The sequence below is a fragment of the Bacillus sp. LJBS06 genome (assembly GCF_016924995.1).
Lineage (GTDB): Bacteria > Bacillota > Bacilli > Bacillales > Bacillaceae > Bacillus > Bacillus stercoris.
In genome coordinates this window covers 3,634,052-3,654,235 of record NZ_CP070483.1, presented here as the reverse complement: position 1 = coordinate 3,654,235, position 20,184 = coordinate 3,634,052, and the positions used below count along the sequence as shown (strand labels likewise).

Below are 20,184 nucleotides of genomic sequence, written 5' to 3'. Positions count from 1 at the left end.
GGAGATGCCGGAAAAGGAGAGTCATCTGATGAATCATCTGCCTGAAAAAATGAGACCGTACCGCGAATTGCTGGAGAAATCAGCGAAAGAATACGTAAAATTGAATGTCCGAAAAGGGAAAACAGGACGATATGACAGTAAAATTGCCGGTGATCCCTATTTCCCCAAGCATGAAACATACCCGACTGATGAAAATGGACAGCCGATGAAGCTTCTGGCGCAGATTAATTTCTCGCACATTCCCCAGCTTGACGGCTATCCTTCTTCGGGTATCCTGCAGTTCTACATTTCTGTTCATGATGATGTTTATGGCTTGAATTTTGACGATCGATGTGAACAAAAGGATTTCAGAGTGATCTATTTTGAAAATATCATAGAAAACGAAGACGAGCTTGTTTCTGATTTTTCATTTATTGGCACAGGCGAATGTGATTTTCCGATTTTATCAGAAGCAGCAGTTGAGCCTGTGAAATCTTCGGAATGGGTCCTGCCGACAGATTTTCAATTTGAGCAGTATACGGGCATGGAAATAATGGAGTTCTTTGGCCAGTTCGGAGAGGATGAAGAAGACGTTTATAATGAACTGGCTGAAAACGGATTTGGCCATAAAATTGGCGGATACGCTTCTTTTACCCAGCATGATCCGCGGGAATACGCATATAAAGAACACACCATCATGCTTTTGCAAATTGATTCAGACGATGATATCGATTCAATGTGGGGAGACGTCGGCATCGCCAATTTTTTCATCACACCTGACGATTTAAGAAAAAAAGACTTTTCAAACGTTCTGTACAACTGGGACTGCAGCTAATACAAGCTTTTGATCCAAAGGGTCATACCTGATCAGAAGCGGAAATAATATAAGCCAAATGACAAAATCAGACGTGGCCGAACCGATGAAGAACATAAACATGAACATGAACAGAGGCAGATCAACAACATCTGCCTCTTTCAAGTGCCTTTATTACTATGACTTTAGATATTTCCATTTTGTAAAACGCTTTTATTAGCTGTATAACGAACAAAAACAAGAGCATATACCTATGTTTTAAGAGTGTTATAAGCCTAAATTAAGCCGTTTACCCTATTTAAGCCGCCTTCTGGCTATTTTAAAATATAATATATGGAAATAAAGTATGGAAAAGTCTATCTTCATCAGCCCCTCCATACGACTTTTTGAGTATTAAGAGGTGATTCAGATGGGTTATGAAAGTATGCTGGCGAATATCAAAAGTTCGCTTAACGGAAAAATTTCCGACGTGGAAGACAAGATCGAAAAGCTGAAAAAAGCAAAAAAGGACATAGACACACTGCAAGAAGAGGCAATCACTGAAATCAAAGAAATTGTAAAACCAGAATTGGGCAAGCACTGGACGGGAACAAAAGCGGATGATTTCGACAAGGGAAGAGAAGAGGCGAAATCGGAAGCATCCAAGATTGTGAATGATAAATATAACGAGTATATGGCTTCGATTCAGATGGAGATTATTCATTTGGAATCTAAGAAATTTCTCTATGACAAAGAATTAAAGCTAGCGAATTTTGCTGGTCATACTCTTGCTAAGGGTGAAGAATTCTTGGAGGATGCTGTTAATCAAATTAAATCTATTAAATTGTGGTGATCATTTTTATGTCAGAAATTAAATTGAAATACGATACTGTAATCAAAACATTAGATTCTGTCAAAGATGCGCTTGCTGACGTATCAATCGGCGCCGCGGGGTCCAATGGAAAAAACAAACTCGATTATACGAAAAAATATCATGAGCGTGAGGAGAACATCAAAACCATGCTCGGAGATTACAAAAAAGCGGTACAGAAAAATATTGAGGATACAAAGGATAACGTAGATTCACTCAAAGAACAGGACGAGGCGATAGCTGTAAAATAGAACAGAAAGGGCAGTGCGATGAGTAAAGTATTTGAATCAAAATCTTTAATCGAAGAAGCGAAGAGCAGAAAAAAGCAATATGAGACGCTTGAAGAGCAGCTGAATACGCTGAAAAAAGCGTTTCAGGGAGTTGCCGATTTAGGCGACAATTTTAAAGGAAAAGGCGCGGATAATATTAAAGATTTTTTTCAGGGGCAGGCGGAAATCGTAGACAGCTGGCTGACGCTTGTCTCTGCTCAAATTGCGTTTTTAAATGGCATTTCAGGAGATATTAAAGATCAAGAACTGAATGATTCATATGTGGAAACTTCTTTTTTGGATCATGAGCTGCCCAATGGAGACCTGAAAGCCTCAGAGATAGTCTCCGCCCATAAAGAAGAAATCGATTCTATTTTGTCAGGCATCAGCGATATTATTGACCTCGACATGTATACGCTTGACGACTATGCAGATAAGATGGGCGATGCCCAAAAAATCAGACGTGACACGATCACAGCTGTCGATAAGCTTGATGAATCCCTGACAACTGAATATCAAAATTTAGAATCTCTAGACAAAGCAGTGCTCACCAAATATTCCGTTCTCATGCAGGCCACCAGCAACGGGAAGAGCGCATCCCCTATGTACTATGACAAAAAAGCCTTCCACAGCAATGAAGTCTACAAAAGCGTCATTGAATTAGAAAATCAAGGAACAACCTATATCGATGCAAAAACCCAGCAAGCAGAAGCAAGACGTCTCCAGGAAAAAGCCGAGGAAGAAGCAAACAAACCATGGTACGAAAAAACATGGGATGGAGTTTGCAACTTTACTGGAGAAGTCACTGGCTATTATGATTATAAAAGAGCAACCGAAGGCGTTGATCCGGTTACCGGAGAAAAACTCTCCACCGCAGAACGTGTGACAGCAGGAGCTATGGCCGCTGCCGGATTTATCCCAGTTGTCGGCTGGGCAGGCCGGGCCTTCAAAGGCGGAAAAGCCATCTACAAAACCGGAAAAGCAGCTATCGCTGCTGAACATGCTTTAGACGCCTACAAAACAGGCAAATCCTTAGACATTCTCAAAATGACAGAAATGGGTGCATACGGCCTTGTTGCGTCAAACGGATTCTCAGAAGCTGTCACAGGACGGGATATGTTTGGAAACAAAGTGTCTGAGGAGAAGCGGAAACAGGGGGCGCTCGAAGCGGCATTGAGTTTGGTTGGTGCAGGGGCACTGGCGAAGTCGGTTGACAATACGTTATCGATGGGAAGAAATCTTGACAAGAGTTATTCTTTTTCTAAAATTAAGCAAAGTGGTCATATAAATAAAGAACAGATTGTTACTTCGACTGGCCATACATTTGACTTAAAGCCAGAGAAGAAACAATTATATACGAAAAAAGTGAATAATGATAAGTTACAATCAAGTGAAAAATCTGTCGATCCTCTTGAACACTCAGTAAGTTATTACAGAGTTCAAGGAGGAGGAGCAGGAAATAAAACAAGTCAGTATAGAATTAAAGTAAATAGTGACGGAAGCATTACTATTCCTATTAAAAATGCTGATTTAAACATAAGTGCTTACAATTTAGAACACGCTAAATATTATCGAGATGTAGCAAGACCAGGCGGAGAAATTGTAGAATTTAAGGTGCCTAAAGAGGTTGATGATTTAATTAAGGAGACAGTCATTGATCAGTATGGATATACTAAAAACCCTCGTAACCAGGGAAGGACTGCTCCAAAGCTTGTTGATCCTACCACACCAGGAGTTAGTTATGAACTTCCGGCGGAACCATGGATAGAGTGGTTAGAGGAATATGGGCATTCCGCCAAAAAAATAGAATGAGAAAGTGGTGTTTTCGTTGTTATTAAAACCGGAGTATGCCCAAAATATAATAGTCGGGGTAAAGGCTTCTTCTCAATTCTCATGGTATCTAACAGAAAGAGATGTTTGGATACTAGATATCATGAAATATAAAGAAGCCTATGAAAAAAACGGGTTTAGTTTTGATATGGACTTTGCTCTTTCTCTAAGAAATAACATTTTAGTTGTAAATGAAGATAATTATCGTCTTTATTTAAAAGAATATACTGACTACATTATCCCGTCTTCAGAATTAAAAAAGTTAGTTGAACATCAGGATTATGAAAGTACTATTCTAGAATTAAGGCCATCATTATATATAGACTTTAATCAAAAAATGCTTCTTTCGCTGTATCCTGAGTTATTACCTTTTGAAAATTATGTTCCTAATAATTGGACAGGGGTTCGGGAAGACTTTACTAGTTATATTCCTGAAGAGGATAGATACTGGATTTTTGATGATGTAAATTATATAGACAAAGTTTTTAATGAGAAAGAAAGAGAGTAAAGGAGAAAATAAAATGTCAAAAGATGATAGCTTGGTAATAATAAATGAAAGTTTTAAAAAGGAGGGTAGTGAAGAAGATATAGAAGGATTAACAATAATGATTGATGGGGTTATAAAGCAGGTTTTTAATAAAATTAGAAATGAAAGAAATTATAACAGTAATAATGAAGTTATGAGAGATATTATATTTGAAGGAATTAATAGTATTGTTAAAAAATCTTAAGGCATTATTAAAAACAAATAAACGCTTCGAGTTGGTTTGATTTTCTACCTTGATTGGCACTGAAGCCTTTCAAGGTTTTTTTATTAGATTGTTGTCTTCTGTTTTATATAGCGTAAATAAGTATAGGCTTTGAACGCGTCATAGCCAGCGCCATGGCCGCAGCCAGATTCATATCGGTCGTTGGCTGGGCAGGCCGGGCCTTCAAAGGCGGAAAAGCCATCTACAAAACCGGAAAAGCAGCTATCGCTGCTGAACACGCTTTAGACGCCTACAAAACAGGCAAATCCTTAGACATTCTCAAAATGACAGAAATGGGTGCATACGGCCTTGTTGCGTCAAACGGATTCTCAGAAGCCATCACAGGCCGGGATATGTTCGGAAACAAAGTGTCTGAGGAGAAGCGGAAACAGGGGGCGCTCGAAGCGGCATTGAGTTTGGTTGGAGCCGGTGCATTGGCGAAACACATTGATAAAGGCATCCCGCTTGCAACCCATTCAAAAGTTCAAACAGCTAACAAGACATTAGAAAAAGTAAAACAATTCAAAGTCCCAACAAACGTCCGCGTGTACGCAGAACGCCCTGTAACTCCGGATGGCTTCACATTCGGAATCCCGACAGTCCGTGTCGATGTGGAAAAGACGGCTGTTAAGGATCTTGGGATTGTGAAGATGGCGAGTAGATGGAGTAATGATGGTGAATATGATCGGATTAGAGGATATAAAGGCAGAGATCTTTCAAAATACGATGATAAGTATTTAATTGATCCTAGGCTTGTAGTAGAGATGAATTTTAAGGGGAAAGGCAAATCTGGAACAAATGCAGCTGGCTGGGAAAGAAATGCGAAAAAATTCTTCAACACGTTACTTAAAAATAATCCTGAGTTTTGGAGTGCTGAAAATACTGCTAATATTAAAAGAGGAAGAGTTCCAGTAGTTGATGAGCAATTTATAAAACATTTTCCACAGTATGCAGATTATTTAAAAGACCCTATGAGGCATCATCATATTGGAGAAGGAGGTCAAGCAGCAGCTTTACCTAAAAGCTTGCACCCTGGATATGGCGGTATTCATAATGTCGAAAAAGAATGGGGAATTACCGGAGTAGATGATCAAATTGCAAATAGACTAGAAACATTCGGAAAAGAATGAGGAAGGTGACAAGATGTTATTACCAGAAGAATTTAATAGAAACTGGGATGTTAATAAAAATGGTCCGTTATTAAAGTTTCCATATGATGATCTAATAGAGGTTCCTTTTTCAGAGAATTTTAAGCAATTTTTATCTATAGGGGGCTTACCTGAAACACCCCCACCTTATTTGGATTTTACTTCCTCTCAAACATCATTTAAACCAATAACTAGTATTTTTGATATGTCTGAAGCATTTCGAAAATATTGGTTGTTGGGATCCACTGGTTCTGGAGATCCAGTGTGTATCGTTGAAAGTAACGAGAGAATCGTTTATTTAGATAATGGTAATGAATATAAAGAAGTATTTATTAACTCTTCAATAAATCAATTTGCTGAATGTATATTACTTTTCTCAGAAATGATTGATAAGGCTATACACATAAATGGTGAGGATGCATTTATTGATAATGATATTCCGGAAGATGTAATCGAATGGTTAAAAGAAGAACTCAAAAGAGTAGACTCTAATTGTACAAGAGAAGGAAGTTTTTGGGGTACTGAAATAGAAAATTTATATGAATAATGAAGAGAGCTAACAGCCTAAAATGGGATATGGAAGTCCCTAAAATAATGAACTTCGTATAAACGTTTAGATTGTTTAAATAATTAAGTTTAATAGTTGGAATGGTTAAAACTATGGAACATGGAATCAGATTTATTAATGAATACCCTGAAATCGGTGAATTGCTTCATCGTCTATTTGTAAATAGGGAATTAGACGAATGGTACAAGAGCAAATGCGCAGAGAAAATAAAAGTACCTGATGAATTTAATCAAATAAAAGGTTTGAAAAAAATTGAAGTTAGAGATTTAAACAATCCTTCAGGAGAAATTGATATCCATTTGCAAGGTCTTTCTGGGGAAAATGGTTTTCATTTAGAACAGCAAATCAATATGAAAGTATCTAAATTGGTTCCTGTTTATGTATTAGATTATAGTTATTCCCTAAGACACGATTTAATCGATGGCGCTTATGACATTGTAGGAACCGCTGAATCTTTAGAATTCATTCAGGGAACGAACTATATTAATAAAATAATGCAAGAGAAAGGGTTTATTGAACTCAGTTATTTGTATGATTATTACGATACTGTGTATGAGTGGAGTGAATTGCCGCATATACAGCCTTTCAACAGGAGATTAACATTAGGAGATGCCTTGTTTACTGATGTATTAGAATTGCTATAGTTAAAAACTTGCCGTGTGGTCATCGTCAAGTTTTTTTATAGAAAGTATAACAATGTAGAGTGCAAGGAGAAGCGGGATGAAAAGAGACCATATTTCTCAATTGCAGCCATTAAAAATCTGTAATGGCTGGTCTGTAGTACTGAACAATTTATGTTCAGAAAAAAGAATGCAAGAAAAATGTGAATTACTAATACTGCAAAATGAAAAACGTAAGGCCTTTATTAAGGTAAGTTATGAAAATAATCAATACTATATCAAAGTAGCTGGCTTACATACAGATAAGATTTATGAAGATGAGTCTTTTAATGAGATAGAACAATTATTAGTTGAGTTAGAATATCAAATCTGGAATGTGGGAAGCGGGGTTTTAGAAAATTTGCAGCCGCTAACCCAACAGATTCCCAATTTCTTAAGGCTTAAGATACCGGCGGGTTGGACTGTTGATTATATTACATTAAAAGATACTGATCCTAAGACTCTAGAGGCAAATGATGATGCTTGGTTATTTGACTTTAATCAAGATCTCCTTCAGATTTCTCATAAGACTAAAAACTTGCTGCTTGATGTAGGGTGGTACCCAGAAGGGGATTCAACCGGAAGTTATGGAATTGAACTGATAAAAAACGAAGATTGGGAAAATCCTTTAGAGGATATTATGTGTACTGAACTTAAAGAATTAATTAAACAGTTGGATTATATTTTTATGAAAGAAATGAAAAATGAATATTAATAAAAAAGCAGATTATACTATCTGCTTTTTTCAATGATATAATTTGGAGTCATTGCTAAAATCGACATGCAGAACAATTGAGCGCGAAAAGAGGGAAACAAGTAAAATGGAAATACATCAAATTCACGATTTTGAACAAAAAGATGAATCGGATTTTGTTCAAATACAACAATCCCTTAGAAATCGTATCAACCTATCCCACACGATCCATCCAGACTCCATCAACACCTGCGCAGGCGTCGATCTCGCCTATTGGGAGCAGAACGGAGAACCATACGGGGTGTGCAGTATTATCGTGGTTGACGCTGATACAAAAGAAGTCATTGAAAAAGTGCATAGCATGGGGAAAATCAGCGTACCGTACGTTTCGGGTTTTCTTGCGTTTCGTGAGCTGCCTTTGATCATCGAGGCAGCGAAAAAGCTGGAGACGGAGCCGGATGTCTTCTTGTTTGATGGCAACGGATATCTGCATTACAATCATATGGGCGTTGCCACCCATGCGGCTTTTTTTCTGGGTAAGCCGACGATTGGGATTGCGAAAACCTATCTCAAAATCAAAGGCTGTGATTTCGTGATGCCTGAAAATGAAGTAGGCGCATACACCGATATTCTCATTGACAGCGAGGTATATGGCCGAGCGCTGCGGACGCGGCGGGACGTGAAGCCTATTTTCTTGTCTTGCGGTAATTATATTGATTTAGAAAGCAGCTATCAGATCACGATGAGCTTAATCAATCAAGAAAGCAGGCTGCCGATCCCTGTCCGCCTGGCTGACCTTGAAACACATGTCTTGCGAATGTTTTATCAGAAAAATCACGGGTAACACTTGGGGCTCTAAGCCATCAAGTGTTTTTTTGTATGCTGTGTGCTTTCCTGATCCCAAAAACCTTGTCCTTGTGGAAAGATTTTATTTGAATGTTTTCCGCGTCAAATCGATAAAAGCCTTTAATGGCACAGACATCCACTTGTCCTTATGCCATGCTAATTGAGTGAAAACGGGGCAATCGCTCTGCCAATTGAGTTCTTTCATTCGGCCTGCTGCAATATCATCTTTTACTGTCATTTCAGGCAAGATTCCAATCCCAAGTCCGGCCATCACGCATTGTTTGATGGCTTCTATGCTGACGAATTCCAATTTGTTAGGATAGACACCGTAGTCATGCAAATTGTTCTCAAAGAGCGTGCGGTACGAGCAGCCGTCCTCTGTCAGCAGAAGAGTTTCGTTTTGAAGATCCTTCAATGTTACTGGTAAATCCGCAGGAAAAGGATGGTCATTAGCAGCCACCATTTTGATCTCATCCTGAATCAAAGATTCAACGTGCAGTGCGTCTTCCGTCCGGTTTACATCCAAGATGAAGGTGATATCAAGCTGGCCCTGTAAGAGCTGTTCTTTCGCTTGTTCATTGGAGATATATGGTTTGAATATGAGCTTTACTTGGGGAAATGCCTGTTTAAATTCTTTTATGATAGGCGGCAGGCGGTATGTGCACTGGCTTTCCGTCGCCCCGATTTTTAAGGTTCCGGTTGTTTCTTTTACTTGATTTGCGGCCATTTTCGCTTCTTCTGTTAACGCAATAATCTTCTGTGCATAAGATTTGAACGTTTTTCCTGCTTCTGTCAAGATAAGCCGCTTGCCGAGCCGTTCAAATAAAGGTGTCCCGATTTCTTCTTCAAGTGATTTGATCTGAGAGGTAACGCTTGATTGTGCATAATTAAGCATTTTGGCGGTTAGGGTGAAGTTTACATGTTCTGCCGCCGTAATAAAGGTGATCAGCTGCTTCAATTCCACTTGTTCTCTTCCTTTCTAAATCGGTTTTAGCGATTGGATTAATCGAAATAATCATCTGTATTGATTGATGAATCCATTATAAAATGAAGAAAATCATTCGTAAACAAAGGAGCAGATGCATCATGAAAATTGCGGTTATAAATGGCGGAACTCGGTCTGGCGGAAATACGGATATTCTTGCGGAGAAGGCTGTTCAAGGATTTGATGCAGAGCACATTCATTTGCGGAAATATCGAATCCAGCCAATTGAAGATCTGCGCCACGACCAAGACGGCTTTCGTCCTGTTCAAGATGACTACGATTCTATCATTGAGCGGATATTGCCGTGCGATATTCTTGTATTCGCCACCCCAATTTATTGGTTTGGCATGTCAGGGACATTAAAGCTGTTTATTGATCGCTGGTCACAGACGTTGAGAGATCCGAGATTTCCTGATTTTAAACAGCAAATGTCAGCGAAACAGGCATATGTAACAGCAGTGGGCGGAGACAACCCAAAAATAAAAGGGCTGCCGCTGATTCAGCAATTTGAACATATTTTTCATTTTATGGGAATTCCATTTAAAGGTTATGTGCTGGGAGAAGGCAATCGTCCAGGCGATATTCTTCGTGATCATCAGGCGCTGTCCGTTGCGAGCCGCTTACTGAAAAGAAGCGATGCGATATGAAGTTTTTGCTGTCGGTCATTGCTGGCATGCTGATTCTTGCATTCTTTTTATTTTGGAAGGTCCAGCCTCCTGTTTGGATACATGTTGAAACCGATTCACCCCAGTTGAAGAAATCTGTGAGAATGGCAGGAACCACGCTGCAAGTCAAGCACATCATCAAGAGTGACGCAGGAGAAGAAACAGCTGTCATATCGAACGGCATTTCTGGTCCAAAATAAAAAAGCACCTTTCAGGGTGCTTTTTTCTACAAATGAGGAATTACAAGGCCTCCATATAAAAACGCCGCAATAATCAAAAATGCCGGATGCATTTTGAATTTTGTCATGGCAAGGAGGGAGATCCCCGCAATTACAATAGATTGGATCCATCCGATTGCTTTGATGCCGTCTGCGCCGATTTGCCAGGTAAGAATGAGCATCATGACCGCGATGACAGGCTGAACGGACAGTGTCATGCCTTTGATAACAGGGGATTGACGGAAGCGCTGGATGATGCGCAGCAGGACGATCAATGCGAGCGCCGACGGTACGATGGTTGCAATCAGGGCAATCAGGAAGCCGGGCCAACCGCCTGCGCTGTAGCCGACATACGCGGCGATTTTGGTGGCGATGGGGCCCGGCAATGCGTTCGCAAGTGCGAGCATATTTGAGAATTGATCGTTTGAAAGCCAGCTGTATCTGTTTACGACTTCTTCAAACATTAGCGGGATAGATGCAGGTCCGCCGCCATATCCCAGTAGGTTTGCGATAAAAAACGCCATAAATAAATAGATCGATATCATGAGGCCGACATTCCTTTATCATGTTTATTTGTGACTTTGTCTTTCAGTTTAAAATGAAATGCCCCGTACGCTAAGAAAATGATAATGACAAGGCCGGGATTGATCTGAAACGTTTGCAGGCCGATAAAAGCGATGATAAAAAACAGGATTCCGGTGACCCAGCCGAAACCTTTAAGCGCTTTTTGGCCAAACTCGTACGCCATAATTCCGAGCATTACTGCAATCACCGGCGTGACGGCGCCTATCATGCCGGCAACAACTGCTGAATGGCTTAACACATTTACTGCCGCAAACAAGCCCACCATCGCAAGACATGTAGGCAGAATGTGGGCGAGTGTCGCCACAATGGCACCTAATGTGCCTTTAAGCTTGAAGCCCAGATACGCAGCCATTTTTGTGGCAATCGGCCCGGGAAGCGCATTAGCGATTGCTAATATTTCTCCGAATTCATCATCATCAATCCATTTATATTTATTGACCGCTTCATGGCGGATCAGCGGAATCACGGAAGGTCCGCCGCCGAATCCTAATATGCCGGTGCGCACCATCGCGGCCGTCATATCCCGATAAGGATGGTTTTTCATTTTGTTTCTCTCCTTTACAGCTTCATTCCCATACGGCTTTTGTATCGTTTGATCAGCATCTGGCAATCAACACTGACGACGCCTCGCAATGGATACAGCCGTTTTGTTAAAAACTCTTCCATTTCTTGATCGTTGGCAAAGATCCCATGCATATGCAGCTTGCTCGGACCTGTCATGTGATAAAGACTGGTGACCGCAGGCTCTTCCTCAAGCTTAAGAGCGACCTCTTCTAAAAATTGCGGTTCCACCTCGACATTGAAAAACACGGATACATGGATGCCGATTTTAGCGGGATTGATGACCGCGGTGAATTTTTCAATAACGCCGGCTTCAATTAATTGGTTGATACGAGACTGGACGGCGACTCGGGACAAATCGACTCTTTTGCCAAGATCCGTATAAGAAATTCTGCCTTCTTCATGCAAAATCGTGAGAATTTGTTTATCAGTCTCATCAAGTACAAGGTTGGGGATTTGATATTCATGACTCAATTGCTCCACCTGCTTTCGTAGCCTTTTAGCCATCATTTTATCATAAAAAGTTACGTTTCGAACGAAAAAATTTTATTTGTTTTCGAAATGAACGAATAAATATCTTATTGTTTGCGAAAAGAAGAAAGTTCGTCAGTTTTTCTGCCGGATCAGTAGATGTGAAAAATCAGGCTCCCTATACTGAAGAAAATCTCTTAAAAAGGGGACTTGTGATGAACAAATCTGTCATCGGTACAAAGCAAATGGTCGTTAGTCCGCATTATCTTGCTTCTCAGGCCGGAAACCGCATACTGGACAAAGGAGGTAACGCATTTGACGCCGCCGTTGCGGTGAGTGCTTGCCTGGCGGTTGTGTATCCGCATATGACCGGACTTGGCGGGGATGCCTTTTGGCTGACCTTTCATCAGAAAACAAAATCAGTAAAAGTCTACAATGGCACCGGACGTTCAGGAAAAAACGTAACGAGAGATGTATATAAGGGAAAAAGCGTGATTCCGCTGCGGGGAATTGACAGTGCCATTACTGTGCCCGGGATGGTTGATAGCTGGGATGCGGTACTGAAGGAGTATGGTCGCATGTCTCTTGAGGACGTGTTGGAGCCAGCACACGATTATGCCCAAAATGGGTTTCCTGTATCAGCCGATCAGTGCCGTCACACAGAAACGAATCTTGAACTGCTCGTCTCCACGCCTTACACAGCCGACATTTTTACAAGAAGAGGCAAAGCACCTATTCCGGGAGAGCGGTTTGTGCAAAAAGATCTTGCAGAGAGCTTGAACATGATTGCCAAAAAAGGAAGAAGCGCATTTTATGAAGGAGATATTGCTCAGCGGATTGTCTCGTATTTACAAAATAACGGCAGTTACATGACACTCGATGATTTTAAAGCGCACCGGGGCGAGTGGACGGAGCCTGTATCAAGTGATTATCGAGGATACAGTGTGTATCAGGCGCCGCCGAATTCTCAGGGATTTACCGGTTTATTAACACTGAACATTTTGGAAAACTATGATTTCACCAAAATCGAACATGGATCTTTTACGTATTATCATGTGCTTGTGGAGGCATTGAAAAAGAGTTTTCTAGATCGGAATGCCGTCCTGACTGATCCGGCGTTTGCAGACATCCCGCTTGAAAGGCTATTGGACAAAGGTTATGCAAAACGATTGGCAGAAGAAATCGGCTATCTCGCAGTACCGGCTGCAAGCAGACCGGTGGGAAGTGATACGGCATATGCGGCCGTAATCGATGCGGATGGCAACGCAGTGTCATTCATTCAAAGCTTGTACTTTGAATTTGGCTCGGCAGTCACTGCCGGTGATACATGCATTTTGCTGCAAAATCGCGGGTCATTTTTCTCATTGGATGAACATCATGTCAACACACTTGAACCGGGAAAGCGCACCTTCCATACGCTGATGCCGGCTATGGTCTGTAAAGGCGGAAAGCCGAAAATCCTGTACGGAACACAAGGCGGCGAAGGCCAGCCGCAGACCCAGACGGCCATCATTACCCGAATGCTGGATTACGGAATGGATCCACAGCAGGCAATCAGCGAACCGCGCTGGGTATGGGGCAGAACGTGGGGAGAGGAATACGAAGGCCTCAGAGTCGAGGGCAGATTCACAGAGAAAACAATCCAAAAACTGAAAGACAGCGGACATCTCGTGGAGGTTGTCGGTGACTATGATCCGCTGATGGGACATGCGGCAGCAATCAAAGTTGATGAAGAAGGATTTCTCCAAGGCGGAGCTGATCCCCGGGGAGACGGAGCGGCTGTGGGGGTTTGAGATTAGAAGAAAACACAAATATAAATAAGAATAACTAGAAGTGTGGCGGCACCAAATAAATAGTGTACATATTGTTTTTCTTCCTGCCTATATTTCCATTCCATAAATGTACGCAAACAATTCGACAAGAGCAGAAATAAAATAAGCATCTTCTCGGGAGGAAAGTGAAACAAAGAAAAACCTAATAAAATGAGCAAGATGATGTCCAGTAATCCTTGTGTAGTATTTACAGGTTTATACCACCGAGGTGGTTTAGGGATTCCAAGTTTTTTTCGGGCATAGGTATAAAAAGCAATATTGGTAAATAACATGACCAGTATCACAATCAAAAAATGAGTGCCTTCCATTCTAATCCCTCCTCTTTATCTTTTATACGAAGAAAAAGGAAAAACGTTTCATAAAAGAACACCCGAAGCTTTCTCCGGGTGTTCTTTTTTTATAGGTAACATTATGTAATAACAAGGTCTTTTTGACTAGTTTCTTCTATTTAAATAGTCCTTCTGTTCAGCTGGGACGAATCAGTGTGAATTCTTCCCCGAGCTTGGCATAATGGTTTCCCGCCAATCGTGAGGCTGGCTTTAATTCATCTGTCAAAATATATCCCTTTTCTGCATCATACACCTTTTCGTCTAGGTGGAAGCAGACAACTCTTCCGATGAGCAGATCTGCTGTAGTGACTCCTTGATCATTGTTAAAGGTAATATGCCGCTCTAATGTGCACTCAAAGCGAACACAGGCTTCCTGAATGCCGGGAACCGAAACAGCGTTGCTTTCAACAGGGTGAAGCGAGGTGCGCGTAAGCTCGCTTTCATCCGGCCCTAAGTTTGCAGCCGTTTCATTGATATCTTCAATGATGGCTTCATCACTGACATGAACGACAAATTCTCCGTTTTCCACTGCGTTTCGCGCTGTATCTTTTTGGCGTCCTCCCGCCCTGTTCACAGAAATACTGAGGAGCGGAGGATCTGAGCTGACGACGTTATAAAAGCTGAAAGGCGCGGCATTTACCGCTCCTCCTGAAGAAAGTGTTGTCACAAATGCAATGGGGCGGGGAATAACGGTACCTGACAATAGCTTGTATGTGTCTTTGGCACTAAGCTGGTCAGCTTGAAATATGTACATGGCAACAACCGCCTTTATCGTTAGGATATCTTGATTATAACGAAATGGTTTCGAGGAAACCAAATGATGCGGGTTGCATATGTTATGTCATGACATATATCTAATACAGGGGAAATGAAAAAATAGGCTTCCGTACCTCAGCCGGCAGCCTATTGAAACAATGGAAACTTAAATTATTTGTATTTCTTTTTGACTACCCAGCAATTGCCGTCTTTCCAGTATTCTTTTTTGCTGTCATAATCATCGTGCTTTTTGCAGTGTTTCTTATGGGAACGGTAAGATTTTTTGTGTGTGCGGCATGATTTTTTAAAGCTGCGAGATCTTTTCTTGTGAGAACAGTATGACTTTTTGTAGCTGCGGGATTTTTTGTGAGAACGGCAAGATTTTTTATGGCTGCGAGATTTTTTGTGAGAACGGTAAGATTTTTTGTGGCTGCGAGATTTTCTGTGAGAACGGTATGATTTTTTGTGGCTGCGAGATTTTTTGTGAGAACAGTAATATTTTTTGTGGCTGCGAGATTTTTTGTGAGAGCAGTATGATTTTTTGTGGCTGCGAGATTTCTTGTGAGAGCAGTATGATTTTTTATGGCTGCGAGATTTTTTGTGCGACTTTTTATGACTGCGTTTTTTTCCATGAGGCTCTTGGTATAAATAATCCTTTAAACCTTCTTTTTTAGCGGATTTCACCGCTTCTTTGATGTCAGAATGGGAGTAGTGGCCCAATTTGAAATCCTCCTTTTTAAAAATATGTTAAGGATGAAGATCCTTACTACCCTCATAGTACGCGCGGTTTTAAAAAGTGTATAAGTGTTCCGCTGAGATCGCATAAAAATAAACGCCTAAAATTTGTAAGGGGGATTATGGATGAAGAATCAATCCAATTTACCGCTTTATCAGCTGTTTGTTCATCCAAAAGATTTGCGTGAATTAAAAAAGGATATATGGGACGATGATCCGGTGCCGGCTGTGATGAAGGTAAACCAAAAAAGGCTGGATATTGATATCGCGTATCGGGGGTCACATATCAGAGACTTCAAAAAGAAGTCATACCATATTTCCTTTTATCAGCCTAAGTTATTCCGCGGCGCACGAGAGATTCACTTAAATGCGGAGTATAAAGATCCTTCTTTGATGAGAAACAAATTGTCTCTGGATTTTTTCTCAGATCTAGGGACACTGTCTCCAAAGGCAGAGTTTGTGTTTGTAAAGCTGAATGGGAAGAATGAAGGGGTTTATCTTGAACTAGAATCCGTTGATGAATATTACTTAGCAAAAAGGAAGCTGGCGGACGGTGCGATTTTTTACGCGGTGGATGATGATGCTAACTTTTCTCTGATGAGCGATTTGGAAAGAGAAACGAAGACCTCGCTGGAGCTTGGATATGAAAAGAAGACAGGGACTGAGGAGGATGATTTTTATTTACAGGATATGATTTTTAAAATTAATACTGTCCCTAAAGCTCAGTTTAAATCAGAAGTGACAAAGCATGTGGATGTCGATAAGTATTTGCGATGGCTTGCCGGTATTGTATTCACCTCAAACTATGACGGGTTTGTCCACAACTACGCATTATACAGAAGCGGGGAAACCGGATTATTTGAGGTGATTCCTTGGGATTATGACGCGACCTGGGGCAGGGATATCCATGGAGAGCGGATGGCTGCCGATTATGTAAGGATTCAAGGATTTAATACACTAACCGCCCGGATATTGGATGAACCCGATTTTCGCAGGTCTTACAAGCGCCTGTTAGAAAAAACGCTCCAATCTCTTTTTACAATAGAATATATGAAACCGAAAATCATGGCGATGTATGAACGAATTAGGCCGTTTGTCCTGATGGACCCGTATAAAAAGAATGATATTGAGCGTTTTGACCGTGAGCCGGATGTGATCTGCGAGTATATTATAAACCGTTCACAATACCTCAATAATCATTTAAGTATTTTATAAATGTGTGAAAATGGGTATTCGCTGAAAAAGCGACAATTAGGCTATTGAATTAGTTCAACAAATAAATGTGACACGTATATATGCAGTATGTTTATCATCTATGTATAAGTGACTAGGAGGAATTTGAATGAGCAAGAGGAGAATGAAATATCATTCAAATAATGAAATATCTTATTATAACTTTTTGCACTCAATGAAAGATAAAATTGTTACTGTATATCGTGGAGGTCCGGAATCTAAAAAAGGAAAATTAGCAGCTGTAAAATCAGATTATATTGCTTTACAAGCTGAAAAGAAAATAATTTATTATCAGTTGGATCATGTGAAAAGCATTACTGAGGATACCAATAATAGCACCACAACAATTGAGACTGAGGAAATGCCCGACGCTGATGATTTTCATAGCTTAATCGGACAATTAATGAACCAATCAGTTCAATTTAATCAAGGGGGTCCGGAATCTAAAAAAGGAAGATTAGTCTGGCTGGGAGATGATTACGCTGCGTTAAACACAAATGAGGATGGGGTAGTGTATTTTGCTATCCATCACATCAAAAGCATAAGTAAACATGAGCCCGATTTGAAAACAGAAGAACAGACGCCAGCGGGTGTCCTGGAAGCTGATGAATTAAGCGAGGTTTTTAAGAGCCTAACTCATAAATGGGTTTCCATTAATCGTGGAGGTCCGGAAGCAATTGAGGGTATCCTTGTAGATAATGCTGACGGCCATTATACTTTAGTGAAAAATCAAGAGGTGCTTCGCATCTATCCTTTTCACATAAAAAGCATCAGCTTAGGTCCAAAAGGGTCGCACAAAAAAGAGGATCAAAAGAATGAGCAAAACCAAGAAGACAATCATGATAAAGACAGCAGTTCGTTCATTTCATCAAAATCATCTAAACGATCACTAAAATCTTCAGATAATCAATCATCCAAATCTGGTCGTTCGTCACGTTCAAAAAGTTCTTCAAAATCATCTAAACGATCACTAAAATCTTCGGATTATCAATCATCAAAATCTTATCGTTCGTCACGTTCAAAAAGTTCTTCAAAATCATCTAAACGATCATCAAAATCTTCAGATTATCAATCATCAAAGTCTTACAGCTCATCAGGTTCAAGAAGTTCATCAAAATCATCTAAACGATCACCAAGATCATCAGATTATTCAAGTTCCTTCAAAAGTTCAGGAAGACAAAAAGAAGATTATAGCCATGAAACGATTGTCAGAACGATAGACTATCACTGGAAACGCAAATTTTAATTGATAACGGGGAGCATCAGATTGAGTGATGCCCTTTTTCAGTTAAAGGAGGAGAATAGTGAAAGGTTTGAATCAATTACTTGACACAGATATTGAGGTTGTCATTTCAGGAGATACAAGGTTTGTTGGCACCCTCATAGATGTCGGACAGGATATTTTTGTTATATTTGATGGCTGCAATTATCTTTATATTCCATTATTGCATCTTCATCAAATGAACAAGGCGAAAATTATGACCAGCAATAAGAAATCAATTTTGATCAATCCGGAAGATCCAATGACGGAGGCAGAAACTCAAGCTTTTTCATATAGAAATACATTAAACAAGGTCAAAGGCCAATTTATTGAAGTTTATGTAACTGGGGGTCGATCGATACATGGGTATGTTACAAACATTTTAAACGATTATATTGTATTTTTCTCACCCGTATTTAAAATCCTTTTTATATCTATGCATCATTTAAAATGGTTTACCCCTTATTCAACTGAACAAACACCGTATACTCTTGATAACTCACAATTGCCTGTCGTGCCTTCCAATGTTCCTCTTGTCCGTAATTTTGAGGAGCAGATCAAAAAATATATTGGTGAATTGGTCATCTTCGATATGGGAGAGGTGCCAGAAAAAGTCGGACTATTAAAAGATGTTTCCAATAATATAATTGAGCTGATTAACGCAAGTGGAGAGCCGATCATTTGGAAGTTGAATCATCTAAAGACAATGCATCTTCCCTAGTTTATAAGAACTGCCCTCTTGAATAGCGGAAGGCAGTTTTTCATTCCATACTGGCTAAAGAAATAACCAACTGATCCAAACATATAAACATGTCAACGTAAAAAGAACGGTCAGCGGAATGATGATAATGGTCGTTTTGATATATTCGCCCCATGAAATACTTTCATCATGCTGTTTTAGTATATGCATCCAAATAAGTGTTGCCAAGGTTCCTATAGGCAATAATAATGAACCGATATCACTGCCGATAATATTTGCCAAGTAGATGATTTTTGTTGTTGAAGGATTCAGTGGCATTTCAGTTAAGGTAAAAGTACTGATCATTAAAGCTGGATGGTTGTTAAATAGATTAGAAAAGACTGAAGTAGAGATACCCGATGCGAAAGTTGCATGGGCGAGGCTTCCAGAAACCACTGGTTCAAAATAGCTCACAAGTAACTCAGTGAATCCGATATTATGCAGACCATAAATTAAGACATACATAGTAAAAGCGAATATAAAAATGTGCCAAGGAGATTTGTATAACAAGTCTTTTGGGGAGGTTTTGAAATAAATCCATCTCCAGCCCAAAAGAATAAAAGACCCGATGACAGCGACAAGAGGAACAGAAATACCAGTATATGATGCTGCAAATAGACTTAATCTGACGAGAAAAACAAATGCAAGCACAAACAGCATGATTTTTGTTTGATTTCGTTCTCGTAAAGGAGCTGACGGCGAATGAAGAGGATGGTACCTTCTATGCTGCAGAGACTGAAAATGGCCCGGTATATCTGGCAGGCTCTTGGGAAGACGTTTATAAAAGAACATAAACAGTAGACAAGTCATAAAAATGAGTCCCATCATACTAGGGACAAACATCATGGCGGTATGAAGATAAAGATCCATTCCAATGATTTTGAGAGAAATTAAATTCACAATATTACTTACGCCAATCGGTGCGCTAGAGGCTGTGGCTATTAAAACACCGCTTAATAAATATGGGGTTTTTTGATGTTTTTTTAAACCTAAATATTTTAGTACAAGCAAAAGGATTGGGGTTGTAATCAAAACGCTCCCATCATTATTTAGGAAAATGGTCATGAGAAAGCAGAGCAAATTGGTTAGCCAAAAAAGCTTGATGCCAGAACCCCTGGATTGTTGGAGCAGTTTTGCAGCCACCCAATAAAAGAAACCAAAGCTCTCCAGTGCAATGGCCATAATCATAGTGGCAAGGATTGTAACCGATGCACCCGTGACTTTTGTTCCTATTTCCCCTAAGTCTGCCAATGACACACTTCCGCACAATAAAACCATTAAAGCGCCTAATGTTGCGGGGATAGCTTCATTTAGTCCTTTTGGCCTCCAGTAAATAAAAATCAGTGTTGCGAAAAAAGCGAGCAATGTTAATATGCTGGTGAACTCAATAATTTACTTCACCTCTCTA

24 protein-coding genes and 2 pseudogenes are annotated in these 20,184 nt (G+C 40.2%); 18 read left to right on the top strand and 8 right to left on the bottom strand.

The window, feature by feature from the left end; all coding sequences use genetic code 11:
- Positions 1-28: 28 nt before the first annotated feature.
- The 12 genes and pseudogenes from JQX68_RS18555 (at position 29) to JQX68_RS18500 (ending at position 8,404) form a co-directional block, all read left to right on the top strand.
- Positions 29-814: a YwqG family protein gene (locus JQX68_RS18555; protein WP_014665648.1), complete on the top strand. Its 786-nt coding sequence runs from the start codon at positions 29-31 to the stop codon at positions 812-814.
- Between the two features lie 58 nt (positions 815-872).
- Positions 873-983 (top strand): annotated as a pseudogene (locus tag JQX68_RS18550) (hypothetical protein); the annotation flags it as partial.
- 219 nt (positions 984-1,202) lie between these two features.
- The gene (locus JQX68_RS18545) at positions 1,203-1,625 is read left to right on the top strand and encodes a YwqH-like family protein (RefSeq protein WP_147772628.1); all 423 of its coding nucleotides are present in this window, start codon (positions 1,203-1,205) and stop codon (positions 1,623-1,625) included.
- Positions 1,626-1,633: 8 nt separating this feature from the next.
- Positions 1,634-1,894 (top strand): YwqI/YxiC family protein, encoded by a 261-nt coding sequence (locus tag JQX68_RS18540; protein ID WP_003227825.1) that lies wholly within the window; start codon positions 1,634-1,636, stop codon positions 1,892-1,894.
- Between the two features lie 18 nt (positions 1,895-1,912).
- Positions 1,913-3,724 carry a ribonuclease YeeF family protein gene (locus tag JQX68_RS21900; RefSeq protein WP_147772627.1) on the top strand — a complete coding sequence of 604 codons (1,812 nt, stop codon included), beginning with the start codon at positions 1,913-1,915 and terminating at the stop codon, positions 3,722-3,724.
- Positions 3,725-3,731: 7 nt separating this feature from the next.
- On the top strand, positions 3,732-4,250 hold the full coding sequence (locus JQX68_RS18530; RefSeq protein ID WP_014665644.1) for a hypothetical protein: 519 nt from the start codon (positions 3,732-3,734) through the stop codon (positions 4,248-4,250).
- Positions 4,251-4,263: 13 nt separating this feature from the next.
- The gene (locus JQX68_RS18525; RefSeq protein WP_021480772.1) at positions 4,264-4,473 is read left to right on the top strand and encodes a hypothetical protein; all 210 of its coding nucleotides are present in this window, start codon (positions 4,264-4,266) and stop codon (positions 4,471-4,473) included.
- 131 nt (positions 4,474-4,604) lie between these two features.
- Positions 4,605-5,621 (top strand): annotated as a pseudogene (locus tag JQX68_RS18520) (T7SS effector LXG polymorphic toxin); the annotation flags it as partial.
- 13 nt (positions 5,622-5,634) lie between these two features.
- On the top strand, positions 5,635-6,186 hold the full coding sequence (locus JQX68_RS18515) for an SUKH-4 family immunity protein (RefSeq protein ID WP_147772626.1): 552 nt from the start codon (positions 5,635-5,637) through the stop codon (positions 6,184-6,186).
- A gap of 113 nt (positions 6,187-6,299) precedes the next feature.
- Complete coding sequence (locus JQX68_RS18510; protein ID WP_040082499.1) at positions 6,300-6,851, top strand: hypothetical protein; 552 nt, start codon at positions 6,300-6,302, stop codon at positions 6,849-6,851.
- A gap of 76 nt (positions 6,852-6,927) precedes the next feature.
- On the top strand, positions 6,928-7,581 hold the full coding sequence (locus JQX68_RS18505) for a hypothetical protein (RefSeq protein WP_014665639.1): 654 nt from the start codon (positions 6,928-6,930) through the stop codon (positions 7,579-7,581).
- Positions 7,582-7,687: 106 nt separating this feature from the next.
- Positions 7,688-8,404 (top strand): endonuclease V, encoded by a 717-nt coding sequence (locus JQX68_RS18500; protein ID WP_069150457.1) that lies wholly within the window; start codon positions 7,688-7,690, stop codon positions 8,402-8,404.
- A gap of 84 nt (positions 8,405-8,488) precedes the next feature.
- On the opposite strand, the gene JQX68_RS18495 is transcribed toward JQX68_RS18500, so the two are convergent.
- Complete coding sequence (locus JQX68_RS18495) at positions 8,489-9,370, bottom strand: LysR family transcriptional regulator (protein WP_147772625.1); 882 nt, start codon at positions 9,368-9,370, stop codon at positions 8,489-8,491.
- 122 nt (positions 9,371-9,492) lie between these two features.
- Between JQX68_RS18495 and JQX68_RS18490 the strand changes: the two genes are divergently transcribed.
- Together JQX68_RS18490 and JQX68_RS18485 are read left to right on the top strand one after the other, a co-directional pair.
- Positions 9,493-10,038 (top strand): flavodoxin family protein, encoded by a 546-nt coding sequence (locus tag JQX68_RS18490; protein WP_147772624.1) that lies wholly within the window; start codon positions 9,493-9,495, stop codon positions 10,036-10,038.
- The gene (locus tag JQX68_RS18485; RefSeq protein ID WP_014665635.1) at positions 10,035-10,256 is read left to right on the top strand and encodes a hypothetical protein; all 222 of its coding nucleotides are present in this window, start codon (positions 10,035-10,037) and stop codon (positions 10,254-10,256) included. The genes JQX68_RS18490 and JQX68_RS18485 overlap by 4 nt, the downstream gene beginning before the upstream one ends.
- 26 nt (positions 10,257-10,282) lie before the next feature.
- Here JQX68_RS18485 and chrA read toward each other — a convergent pair whose 3' ends face one another.
- The 3 genes from chrA to chrS are packed head-to-tail and all read right to left on the bottom strand — an operon-like array spanning position 10,283 to position 11,894.
- Positions 10,283-10,819: a chromate resistance efflux protein ChrA gene (gene chrA, locus JQX68_RS18480; protein ID WP_147772623.1), complete on the bottom strand. Its 537-nt coding sequence runs from the start codon at positions 10,817-10,819 to the stop codon at positions 10,283-10,285.
- Positions 10,816-11,403: a chromate efflux transporter subunit ChrB gene (gene chrB, locus JQX68_RS18475; RefSeq protein ID WP_071581647.1), complete on the bottom strand. Its 588-nt coding sequence runs from the start codon at positions 11,401-11,403 to the stop codon at positions 10,816-10,818. The genes chrA and chrB overlap by 4 nt, the downstream gene beginning before the upstream one ends.
- A gap of 14 nt (positions 11,404-11,417) precedes the next feature.
- Entirely contained in the window at positions 11,418-11,894 is a 477-nt protein-coding gene (gene chrS, locus JQX68_RS18470; RefSeq protein ID WP_014665632.1) for a chromate efflux transcriptional regulator ChrS, read from the bottom strand.
- A 212-nt stretch (positions 11,895-12,106) separates the two neighbouring features.
- On the opposite strand from chrS, the gene ggt reads away from it, so the two are divergent.
- Positions 12,107-13,684: a gamma-glutamyltransferase gene (ggt, locus tag JQX68_RS18465; RefSeq protein WP_147772622.1), complete on the top strand. Its 1,578-nt coding sequence runs from the start codon at positions 12,107-12,109 to the stop codon at positions 13,682-13,684.
- A gap of 2 nt (positions 13,685-13,686) precedes the next feature.
- On the opposite strand, the gene JQX68_RS18460 is transcribed toward ggt, so the two are convergent.
- From JQX68_RS18460 to JQX68_RS18450, 3 genes are all read right to left on the bottom strand, one after another.
- Positions 13,687-14,031 carry a DUF4181 domain-containing protein gene (locus JQX68_RS18460; protein WP_014665630.1) on the bottom strand — a complete coding sequence of 115 codons (345 nt, stop codon included), beginning with the start codon at positions 14,029-14,031 and terminating at the stop codon, positions 13,687-13,689.
- A 157-nt stretch (positions 14,032-14,188) separates the two neighbouring features.
- Positions 14,189-14,806 (bottom strand): flavin reductase family protein, encoded by a 618-nt coding sequence (locus tag JQX68_RS18455; RefSeq protein ID WP_147772621.1) that lies wholly within the window; start codon positions 14,804-14,806, stop codon positions 14,189-14,191.
- A gap of 173 nt (positions 14,807-14,979) precedes the next feature.
- The gene (locus JQX68_RS18450) at positions 14,980-15,528 is read right to left on the bottom strand and encodes a CotG/ExsB N-terminal domain-containing protein (RefSeq protein WP_147772620.1); all 549 of its coding nucleotides are present in this window, start codon (positions 15,526-15,528) and stop codon (positions 14,980-14,982) included.
- A 141-nt stretch (positions 15,529-15,669) separates the two neighbouring features.
- On the opposite strand from JQX68_RS18450, the gene cotH reads away from it, so the two are divergent.
- The 3 genes from cotH (at position 15,670) to JQX68_RS18435 (ending at position 18,758) form a co-directional block, all read left to right on the top strand.
- Positions 15,670-16,758, top strand: a complete 1,089-nt coding sequence (gene cotH / locus JQX68_RS18445; RefSeq protein WP_147772619.1) for a spore coat protein CotH — start codon at positions 15,670-15,672, stop codon at positions 16,756-16,758.
- Positions 16,759-16,885: 127 nt separating this feature from the next.
- Positions 16,886-18,022 (top strand): spore coat protein CotH, encoded by a 1,137-nt coding sequence (locus JQX68_RS18440; RefSeq protein ID WP_147772618.1) that lies wholly within the window; start codon positions 16,886-16,888, stop codon positions 18,020-18,022.
- Positions 18,023-18,080: 58 nt separating this feature from the next.
- Positions 18,081-18,758 carry a DUF2642 domain-containing protein gene (locus JQX68_RS18435; protein ID WP_069150449.1) on the top strand — a complete coding sequence of 226 codons (678 nt, stop codon included), beginning with the start codon at positions 18,081-18,083 and terminating at the stop codon, positions 18,756-18,758.
- A 54-nt stretch (positions 18,759-18,812) separates the two neighbouring features.
- Here the strand turns inward: JQX68_RS18435 and JQX68_RS18430 are convergent, their stop codons facing one another.
- A complete protein-coding gene (locus JQX68_RS18430) occupies positions 18,813-20,141 on the bottom strand; it encodes an arsenic transporter (RefSeq protein WP_069150448.1) in 1,329 nt (442 codons plus the stop codon).
- Positions 20,142-20,184 lie beyond the last annotated feature (43 nt).

Bases quoted from the DNA above. Each gene is read 5' to 3' on its own strand.
- JQX68_RS18555 (WP_014665648.1), top strand. From the start codon at position 29: ATGAATCATCTGCCTGAAAAAATGAGACCGTACCGCGAATTGCTGGAG.
- JQX68_RS18545 (WP_147772628.1), top strand. From the start codon at position 1,203: ATGGGTTATGAAAGTATGCTGGCGAATATCAAAAGTTCGCTTAACGGA.
- JQX68_RS18540 (WP_003227825.1), top strand. From the start codon at position 1,634: ATGTCAGAAATTAAATTGAAATACGATACTGTAATCAAAACATTAGAT.
- JQX68_RS21900 (WP_147772627.1), top strand. From the start codon at position 1,913: ATGAGTAAAGTATTTGAATCAAAATCTTTAATCGAAGAAGCGAAGAGC.
- JQX68_RS18525 (WP_021480772.1), top strand. From the start codon at position 4,264: ATGTCAAAAGATGATAGCTTGGTAATAATAAATGAAAGTTTTAAAAAG.
- JQX68_RS18515 (WP_147772626.1), top strand. From the start codon at position 5,635: ATGTTATTACCAGAAGAATTTAATAGAAACTGGGATGTTAATAAAAAT.
- JQX68_RS18510 (WP_040082499.1), top strand. From the start codon at position 6,300: ATGGAACATGGAATCAGATTTATTAATGAATACCCTGAAATCGGTGAA.
- JQX68_RS18505 (WP_014665639.1), top strand. From the start codon at position 6,928: ATGAAAAGAGACCATATTTCTCAATTGCAGCCATTAAAAATCTGTAAT.
- JQX68_RS18500 (WP_069150457.1), top strand. From the start codon at position 7,688: ATGGAAATACATCAAATTCACGATTTTGAACAAAAAGATGAATCGGAT.
- JQX68_RS18490 (WP_147772624.1), top strand. From the start codon at position 9,493: ATGAAAATTGCGGTTATAAATGGCGGAACTCGGTCTGGCGGAAATACG.
- JQX68_RS18485 (WP_014665635.1), top strand. From the start codon at position 10,035: ATGAAGTTTTTGCTGTCGGTCATTGCTGGCATGCTGATTCTTGCATTC.
- chrA (WP_147772623.1), bottom strand. From the start codon at position 10,819: ATGATATCGATCTATTTATTTATGGCGTTTTTTATCGCAAACCTACTG.
- chrB (WP_071581647.1), bottom strand. From the start codon at position 11,403: ATGAAAAACCATCCTTATCGGGATATGACGGCCGCGATGGTGCGCACC.
- ggt (WP_147772622.1), top strand. From the start codon at position 12,107: ATGAACAAATCTGTCATCGGTACAAAGCAAATGGTCGTTAGTCCGCAT.
- JQX68_RS18460 (WP_014665630.1), bottom strand. From the start codon at position 14,031: ATGGAAGGCACTCATTTTTTGATTGTGATACTGGTCATGTTATTTACC.
- JQX68_RS18455 (WP_147772621.1), bottom strand. From the start codon at position 14,806: ATGTACATATTTCAAGCTGACCAGCTTAGTGCCAAAGACACATACAAG.
- cotH (WP_147772619.1), top strand. From the start codon at position 15,670: ATGAAGAATCAATCCAATTTACCGCTTTATCAGCTGTTTGTTCATCCA.
- JQX68_RS18440 (WP_147772618.1), top strand. From the start codon at position 16,886: ATGAGCAAGAGGAGAATGAAATATCATTCAAATAATGAAATATCTTAT.